This window comes from Okeania sp. (genome assembly GCF_983059655.1).
Genome location: NZ_CEZPJD010000315.1, coordinates 1 through 8811, shown reverse-complemented (window position 1 = coordinate 8811; position 8811 = coordinate 1). Strand labels below are relative to the sequence as shown.

At 37.8% G+C, this 8811-nt stretch carries 4 protein-coding genes; 3 read left to right on the top strand and 1 reads right to left on the bottom strand.

What is annotated here, in order from left to right; translation table 11 throughout:
• The first annotated feature begins 369 nt into the window (after positions 1-369).
• Positions 370-582, top strand: a complete 213-nt coding sequence (locus AC3DU7_RS17710) for a hypothetical protein (protein ID WP_488040637.1) — start codon at positions 370-372, stop codon at positions 580-582.
• Positions 583-2189: 1607 nt separating this feature from the next.
• Positions 2190-3146, top strand: a complete 957-nt coding sequence (gene cofG / locus AC3DU7_RS17705; protein ID WP_488040636.1) for a 7,8-didemethyl-8-hydroxy-5-deazariboflavin synthase subunit CofG — start codon at positions 2190-2192, stop codon at positions 3144-3146.
• Positions 3147-3216: 70 nt separating this feature from the next.
• On the opposite strand, the gene AC3DU7_RS17700 is transcribed toward cofG, so the two are convergent.
• Positions 3217-3819 (bottom strand): GNAT family N-acetyltransferase, encoded by a 603-nt coding sequence (locus tag AC3DU7_RS17700; protein ID WP_488040635.1) that lies wholly within the window; start codon positions 3817-3819, stop codon positions 3217-3219.
• 1546 nt (positions 3820-5365) lie between these two features.
• Here AC3DU7_RS17700 and AC3DU7_RS17695 point away from each other — a divergent pair.
• Positions 5366-8811 (top strand): response regulator (locus tag AC3DU7_RS17695; RefSeq protein ID WP_488040634.1); only part of this gene is annotated, 3446 nt, incomplete at its 3' end.

Genomic DNA, 8811 nt, shown 5'->3' with positions numbered 1-8811 from the left:
ACAGAACTTTTCCCATACGTTGGCGTTTTCACGCTGTTGTAAGGTAGTTGTCATAGTTATGTATGATTGCTGTTATGTATGTATGAAATTTTCGAGGTACGGCGGTGCAGGTTTTTATTTGTCTGCTCCGTTATTAATAATATAGCTAGTTTATTTCGGTTTGTAAAGGGTTGTTAAGGATAGTGTTGTTTAACTTAGTTATAAGTTTTGTTTATGAAGCTTTGTATAAAACATATTTATATATTTGTTCAAAAGTCAATAAAAAAAATAACTTAAAAAAAATAACTTACACTATGTCAGCTTGAATACTTATAAATTAAGGGAGTAGGCAGTAGTCAAATAAATATCTGATCGCATAGGGTGCGTGGAATGCTCAAAAAGTGGAATGCTCAAAAAGCGGTGAAACCCCGCGACGACTTCAGCTCGCTTGCGGAACGCGCACCAAGACATCACAAACTAGCAAGTGCCATAACAGATTGTGGATTTTATGAATTCAAGCGTCAGCTTACATACAAATGTGAATGGTACGGCAGTGAATTAGTCATAGCTGATAGATTTGTGCGACTCGTTTGGCCTAAGTAAACCTAGTTTACGTTCAGTCAGTCCCTTTAGCGGGATAACTCTGATATTCATGGAGGTTCAATTCCTTCCCACGCGGATACCGTGTGACTCCTATCTCCCAGGTTTCAGAATTAGCAACTCTGTCTCTCGGTGCATGGGGATAAAGCCAAGTAAGGGTAATGTCATCCCAATCCTTTGCAAGGGAAGTTAGCTATGGTTATCGAACAGAGAACTCACCTGCAGTGGGTCGTAACTGCTAGTGGGAGAAAGACGTTGTTACCGAGAAATATCTGGTCTAAAGCCTCCCCTTTTAAGGGGATAAAAAGCGGTCTCCGGATGGCGAGGTTTCCTCGCCATATCCAATCAACCAAGAGAAAAGAGAATATTCCTTATTTCAAGCCTCTTACTTCAGTGAGAGGTACTGATAACTGATAACTGATAACTGATAACTGAAATGACTCCCTGACCAAAATGGTATGCCCTACACAACTCGAATCTATCAAAATCTGTAGATTCCGTATCTAGTTTGGGGTCGGCTTAAACTGAGAAACAAGAAAGTTAACGTGAAATGATATCAGGGAACGAAGTAACTACTTTCTGGCTCTCAATATGAGTAGGGAAAGCTTGACCAATGTTAGTTAGGATGGAGGATTCTCCAAAAAGCAAGCCTGGAGTAACGTTCAGGATAAAGCAGACGTGGGGAAGCATTGTAGGTAGGTGTGAAACCGAAATTATATTAAGCAAAAACGCAATAATTAAGCCATCTAGAGTAGGAGACTCTTATAAAACCTCCCGGTCTTATACCAAAGGTATAAATTATCAGCGTGGATAACCCTGTAAAGCAGGTGCGAAAGTAGATGTAACCAACCTGGAAGTAACCTATAATGTTAGGAGCCGGATGAGCTGGAAACTCTCAAGTCCGGTTTTGAAACAGAGGTGAGGGATAGTGATATCTCCATCGACTGTAACTTTCCAAGTTCTCAAATATGTTCAAACTGTGGGCATCAACAGGAAATGTCATTGCACTTGAGAACTTATGTTAGCGCAGCTTTGCGTTAGCAAATGTAGTGAATGCGGTTTTGAAGCTGACAGAGATTTGTTTGCGGAGCATTCCGTAGGAAACGCTGCTGTCAACCTGAAAAACTATGTGTATCAGTAGCTTGAGTCAAGAGCGAATTTAAGCCTGTGGAGAAGATAAGTTATATCATGTTCGGATGATTAGTTATAAAAACTTCTTCACTTCAAACTTCCCTCTCTTCCTTCTGCCTTCTGCCTTCTGCCCTCTGCCTTCCCCCTGCCAAAGTATAAGTATTTAACCGAACATGATATTACAGACTGCGGTCAGTGGTCTTCTGTGTTTGTGCAGCATTCCGTAGGAAAGCAGGAAGTTAGCTCCAAAGCTCATGCGATAGCTTACGCTTAACCGGAGGTTATCGTGTATGGGTAAGTTTAGAAGAACGGCTACGAAACGTACACTAAGCTCGCGCTATAGTGTGGAAGTATGTCACATTTGACTAATTAAATTTATAGCAGTTTTCACAAAGGTAGACGACAAAGCCCCTGTCCTCTGTCTTTCATCTCAAATCTCTGTATTCTATATTAATGAAAACTGCTATAATACTCTACCCATGTCTAGAATTGTTACATATAGTCCTGCTTATACAATAGTTCCTACTTATGAATGCTTTAATCATTGCACTTACTGTAATTTTCGCTCAGATCCAAGCAAAAGTTCATGGCTGAGTCTATCAGAAGCAGAAGCAAAATTACTATCCCTAAAAAATCAAGGTGTAATTGAAATTTTAATTCTGAGTGGTGAAGTACATCCCAACAGCCAAAATAGACCAACTTGGTTCCAATTAATCTATGACTTATGTAAACTAGCTCTATCTTTAGGATTCTTACCTCATACTAATGTTGGGCCACTTAGTAGAGCAGAAATGAAAGAGTTAAAACAAGTCAATGTGTCAATGGGATTAATGTTGGAGCAGATGACACCTAAATTATTACAAACAGTTCATAAAAATGCTCCTAGTAAAATACCACATTTACGCTTACAACAATTAGAATTAGCTGGCGAATTAAGAATTCCATTTACTACTGGTTTATTATTAGGAATTGGAGAAACTTTAACTGACTGGAAAGAAACATTAATAGCGATCGCTAATGTTCATAAAAAATGGGGTCATATTCAAGAAGTTATTCTACAACCCTATAGTCCTGGCGAGCAACAAACATGGAATGGTGAAGCTTTTGACATCAATTTGTTGCCAAATGTTGTAGCCATCGCTCGTCAAATTCTGCCCTCAACTATTACGTTACAAATTCCTCCTAATTTAGTTACAAAACCGGAAATATTATTAGCTTGTGTAGAAGCTGGTGCGAGTGACTTAGGAGGAATTGGACTCCACGATGAAGTCAACCCTGATTATCCTCATCCCCATGATCAAGCTTTAGCAAAAGTGCTGCGCTCCCGAGGATGGCAGCTAATCAAAAGATTACCTATCTATTCTCAATATGATGCTTGGCTGTCAAAAGATTTAGGTAATTTTGTGAGTAAATGGCGGGGAATAATTAACAATTAACAATTAATAATTAATAATTTAATTTTCATCAATTATTTCTGCCTACTCCCTGCTCCCTACTCCCTACTCCCTATTGTGAAAAAGATTTACGCAAAAGTAACTTTCGAGGTTGCCCAAATAGTAGAGAACCGAAAGTCCATTCAACTTCTTGTAATTGATAGCCAGCTTTATCGTAAAGTCTTCTAGCAGTATAATTATTTTCTAATACATGAAGGTATAACTCACAAAAACCCCATCCTAATACCTTATGCTCACAATAACTTAACAATTTTTGAGCAACTCCTAATTTTCTATAGTTAGCATCAACAGCTAAATTTGATAAGTAAGCATACTCAAAATTATCTAATTGCCAAGAGTTAAGCAAAAGGACATCCATCCCACTTGGCGAACGCACATCAATTTCCACAGTTCCTACCAAATTTTGTTCTCTAGTATTAGATACATCCCAGGTAAACTGAGTATTTTCGACAACCATAGCAACAATACATAGATAATGCTCACTTTTTGAACGAATGCGATTACGTAAATCTTCGTAAATACCTAGTCGTAAAAAAGGACGAACATAACCCATAATTCCTTGACAGGAGTAAAAACTATTAGTCAAAATTTCGGTAATACTGTTAATATCCTTTGGTTGAGCAACCCGAATGAAAAAACTAAACTTATTAGACAATTTTTTTTTTGCTTGAGGCTGTAGAAACTTTGATAAAAAAAATAAAGGGTTCACAATAAATTTACTAGCTATATCTAAATTCTATATAAAAGCCTAGAATAAATGTAGCAGTTGTCTTGAGGTTGTGTAAAAATCGAGGAAAAGGTAATAGGGTTAAAAATCTAAAGCTAAAACATTTGAGGATTTTTGAGAAATCAAGTCATTTTTGTAGGCAAAGTGATTTAGTGATTTTAGATGAAAAAATGATATTGAGCAGCCTACCAAAGCTTTTAGTGTATATACTAATCAGGGCGCTAGTGCCGCTACGCGGAAGTCAGAACTCAGAACTGAGAAGTCAGAAGTATTAATTGGTAAGGCTTTTAGGATTTTTTGACTGGTCAGTTATTTCTGCCATTCTGCACTAGTTTATATACTAAGTCAGGGCGCTAGTTTATAGTTTGAAAGGCCACTAAGTAGGTAGGCGTGAATAAATCTGACTATGTAACAAAATGTTGATGCACCTCATACTCTTGAGATTGCTTTCGGTCCGGAATGCTGTGCAAACTTTCCACTACCTTTCAGTCTCTTCGGACGTAACTTTTCATTAATGGATAATGGATAATGGATAACTACTTCTCCCTTTCTATTCCTTATTAAAGAACTCCTGATTAAAGAACTCCTGAAAACCTTGTGGGGAGCAGGGGAGAAGGGAGAAATAGTCAATTTAGGTAAGCAAAACTACTTAAATTATCCAAATAAATGTGCTTTGAAATACATTTTTTCTCAGGAAAAAGCTTTTTGAAGACTTACACATGACTTGTCTATTTTGTCAAGTTTTATGTTAAGAAAGATGTTTATTAAAGCATAGTTTTTAGGGAAAGGATTGACTAAAAGGAAAAAATTTATTTTCTTGGTCGATTGGATATGGCGAGGGGACCCTCTTGACAGAGTCGCTCCGAAGATCGCTATCTCACCCTCCGGGAAGCTGCGCTAACGACCGCTGTCTTGGTCGATTGGATATGGCGAGGGGACCTCGCCATCCCTCGACCGCTTTTTACCCTTGAAAGGGGAGGTTTTCAACCCGAATTATTTAATTACTTAATTATTAATTCTTCGGTAAAATTTCCCACCTATACTTAACTTAACCTATCAAGCATGTAAAACAAGAAGTAAAAGTCCAAAGAATTAAAAAAATCTGAATTTCAGAAAACTTTAGTTAATTTTATTTTAGGTAAAAATTGTTTCTATCCTGAATAAAAATGCTCGAACGTAACATTTTAAGCAACTGTATCTTAATTTAATATCAACTCCAAGATAGATACTATTCATTTATATTAAATTTAATTAACTTGATTATGAGTAAATTATTAATAATAACCACTGTGATTGAAGCAACTTTTTTCAGTAAAGCAAGTACCAAAGTTGGTGATTTGCTTTTTGGTTGATGATACAGGTGTAAATGGACATTTAGAGTTAAGTTGTCCAGTATAACGGTGTCCTATCTATAAACTGTAAGTTGCTAAATAATAATCAATCGTTACTGCCTTGAAAGCACGGAGAGCGGTGCATGAGTTCTAGAAAAAAACTTAAACCGAAAATTTTGGTTGTTGATGATGAATTAGACAACCTAGACCTTCTTTACCGTACTTTCCACAAGGAATATAAGGTGTTACGTGCTAAAAGTGGACTAGAAGCTCTAGAAATTCTAGAAAAATCTGAGGAAGTAGCTGTAATTATTTCAGACCAGCGAATGCCCAAAATGAGTGGTACAGAGTTCTTGAGTCTAACTGCCAAACAATACCCTGATACTATTCGGATTCTTTTAACTGGCTTCACTGATGTAGAAGACCTCGTAAAAGCAATTAACTCTGGTAAGGTCTTTAAATATTTAACTAAACCTTGGAGTTCAGAAGAACTTAAAGGATTAGTTAAACAGGCAGTTGACACTCACAATGTCCTCAAGTCTCATACTGACCAACTAAGACGCGCTCTTAAACAAAAGTCTCTACTATACGCAGTCACCAATACTATTCGCTCTGCTCCTAATTATCGGCAGATGCTCCAAAGGATAGTGGAAACTATTGGCCAAATGTTTGAGGTGAGTTTAGCTGTTTGTCGTCCTTTTCAAGATGGTAATGGAGAAGACGAATGGTTTCTTTATCGAAATCAAGAATATGAGCCTCAACAATCAGCAAATCCTCATTCTACTGAAGTACCAAAAGAAATCTTGAATCATATTATTTGGGAAACTACTGATGTAGAAATTATTTCAGATGTCCAAACCGATGAAAGGCTACAGGGAGAAAGTAGAGAACTACAACAACGCCGACAAGCCTATCAAGCGGGGAATATTCGTTCTAGTTTAATTGTTCCTCTATTTTCCCGATCGGACTTAATTGCTGTTTTGGCATTGCATCAGTGTGAGGATATCCGGAACTGGCAAGACCATGAAGTACAGCTCTTAAATACGGTTGCAGAGCAAGCTGCTCTAGCTCTATCACAAGCTCGTGCTTATGAGCAACTAAGAAGTTTTGCTCAAAGAGAAGCTCTGGTTAATACCATTACAACTGCTATTCGCTCTAGTCTGAATCCCCAAGATATTTTTGCTGCTATCACTCAAGAGTTAGGCAAAGCGTTGAAAGTAGATGGTTGTGTTCTCTCCTTGTGGACGGAAGCTGATGAATACGTTCAATGTGTAGGATTATACGATGCTCAAAACGACCGCTCGTCAACTGCAGTAGAATTACCTCAGTCGTTTGTTCCTATTCGTAGTAATCCTGTTTTAATGGAATTGCTAAAAACAAAAAAAACTATAGCAGTTTGCGATCTGAATATAAATCCTGAATTTAATGAACCTCAACTTCCTTTACGCTTTAATGCTCGTGCTTTAATGGTAGTACCCCTGACCGTGGATGAAAAAATTATTGGTAGTATTTCTCTACGTCACAATAACGACAAACACCAGTGGCAAGCTTCTGAAATTGAACTAGCTGAGGCAGTAGCTTCCCAAGCAGCGATCGCCGTGCAACAATCCAGTCTATACCAAACAACCAGGCAACAAGCAGAACGACTAATAGAAGCAGACCGCCTCAAAACAGAATTTTTCCAAAATATCTCCCATGAATTTCGCACACCTCTGACTTTAACGATCGGTTTGTTAGAAGAAGCAGTTAATTCCAGCAGAGATTTACCTCTAGAGCAAGGAGCGATCGCCCTGCGTAATTCTCGTCGTCTATTGAGATTAGTTAATCAATTATTAGATTTGCAAAGAATTGATGCTGGAAGAATGCAGCCTTCTTTTCAACCCTGTAATATTGTAGCTTTCTGTCGCAACATTGTGGAGTCATTTACACCCTACTGTCAGAAAAAGCAGCTTTATTTAGTTACAGAATTTAGTGAAAATTGCCCGCCAGTTTATCTGGATATAGAAAGATTTGATAAGGTTATCTACAATCTCCTATCAAATGCCATGAAATTTACTCCTGCTGGGGGAACAATTACTATTTCAGTTGAGCCAGTAGGGGAAAATTGTCTATTAAAAGTTCAAGATTCTGGAATTGGTATTCGTCAAGAACAAATTCCGTTTTTATTTGAACGATTTCGACAAGCAGAAGGTTCGGAAAATCGTTCTTATGAAGGAAGCGGTATAGGTTTAGCGTTAGTTAAAGAATTGGTAGAACTTCATAATGGTCAAGTCAATGTAGAATCAGTTTATGGTCAAGGTGCTACTTTTGAAGTTTGGCTACAAACAGGAAATAGTCATTTACCGACAGATCGAGTTGTAGAAGAACCTGCTGAATTTAATGCTTCTAAGTTGGCTGTGGAATTTGCAGATGTAGAAGCAGAATTAGAAGAAGCAGAGGAATTACTTGCAGTAGAGCAAGCAGAAAATATTGCTCAAGTTAATAGTAATGATGTGGTAGTAGAAGCAATTCGCGAATCGCCCCCTACTATTTTAATGGTGGATGATAACCCAGATTTGAGAAACTATGTATCAAGAATTATGAGGAAGTCTAACTTTAATGTAATGTTAGCTAGAAATGGAGCTGAGGCATTTGAAATTGCACAAATTCATCATCCTCATCTGATTATTACAGATTTAATGATGCCAATTGTATCTGGTCTCGATTTAATTAAAATGATTAGAGAAGAAAAAGATTTGCGAGGAACTCCAATTATTTTGTTAACAGCAAAAGCAGATGAAGATACCAGAATTGAAGGGGTAGAAAGAGGAGCTGATGCTTATTTATCAAAACCTTTTAATGATAGAGAACTTTTGGCAGAAGTCCATAATTTATTAGCTTTAAAAGAGAATGAACGAAAAGTACAAGAGTTGAATTCCTATTTAACAGAGTCAGTGCTAAGGCGGTTTTTGCCACCAGAAATGGTGCAACGTGCAGCACAGGGAGAATTGGCTTTAGATTTAAGACCAGAACCAAAATTGGTCACAGTTTTGTTTAGTGATATTGTTGGTTTTACTCAGATGTCGAATATTTTGCAAGCACGTAGAATAGCTGAGTTGTTAAATGAATATTTAGCAGAGATGACAAAAGCAATTTTTGCTAATGGTGGTACTGTGGATAAGTTTGTGGGGGATGCTGTGATGGCAATTTATGGTTCACCTGAAGAATTGACAGCAGATGAGCAGGTGCAACGAGCAGTGGCTTCAGCTAGGGCCATGTTAAAAGCTTTGGATAAATTAAATGAGCGGTGGCAAAATCTGGGGTTAATTGGACAGAATGGGGCCTCTCCAGTGAGGTTTCGTTGTGGTATTCATCAGGGTAATGCTGTAGTAGGAATGTTTGGTGGTGCAGAACGGTCTGATTATACAGCTATTGGCCCATCAGTAAATATTGCGGCCAGGCTACAGGAGGCTGCCGAACCAAATACCATTTTGGTATCGCAGACTGTTGCTAACTATGTGGATAATCGAGAGGTGAAACAGTATGGTTATCTGAAGTTGAAAGGTATAGATGAAGAGGTTTTAGGTTTTGTAGTTAGTCGAGACTCTAT

Coding starts and splice junctions, on each gene's coding strand:
- AC3DU7_RS17710 (WP_488040637.1), top strand. CDS start 370: ATGCTCAAAAAGTGGAATGCTCAAAAAGCGGTGAAACCCCGCGACGAC.
- cofG (WP_488040636.1), top strand. CDS start 2,190: ATGTCTAGAATTGTTACATATAGTCCTGCTTATACAATAGTTCCTACT.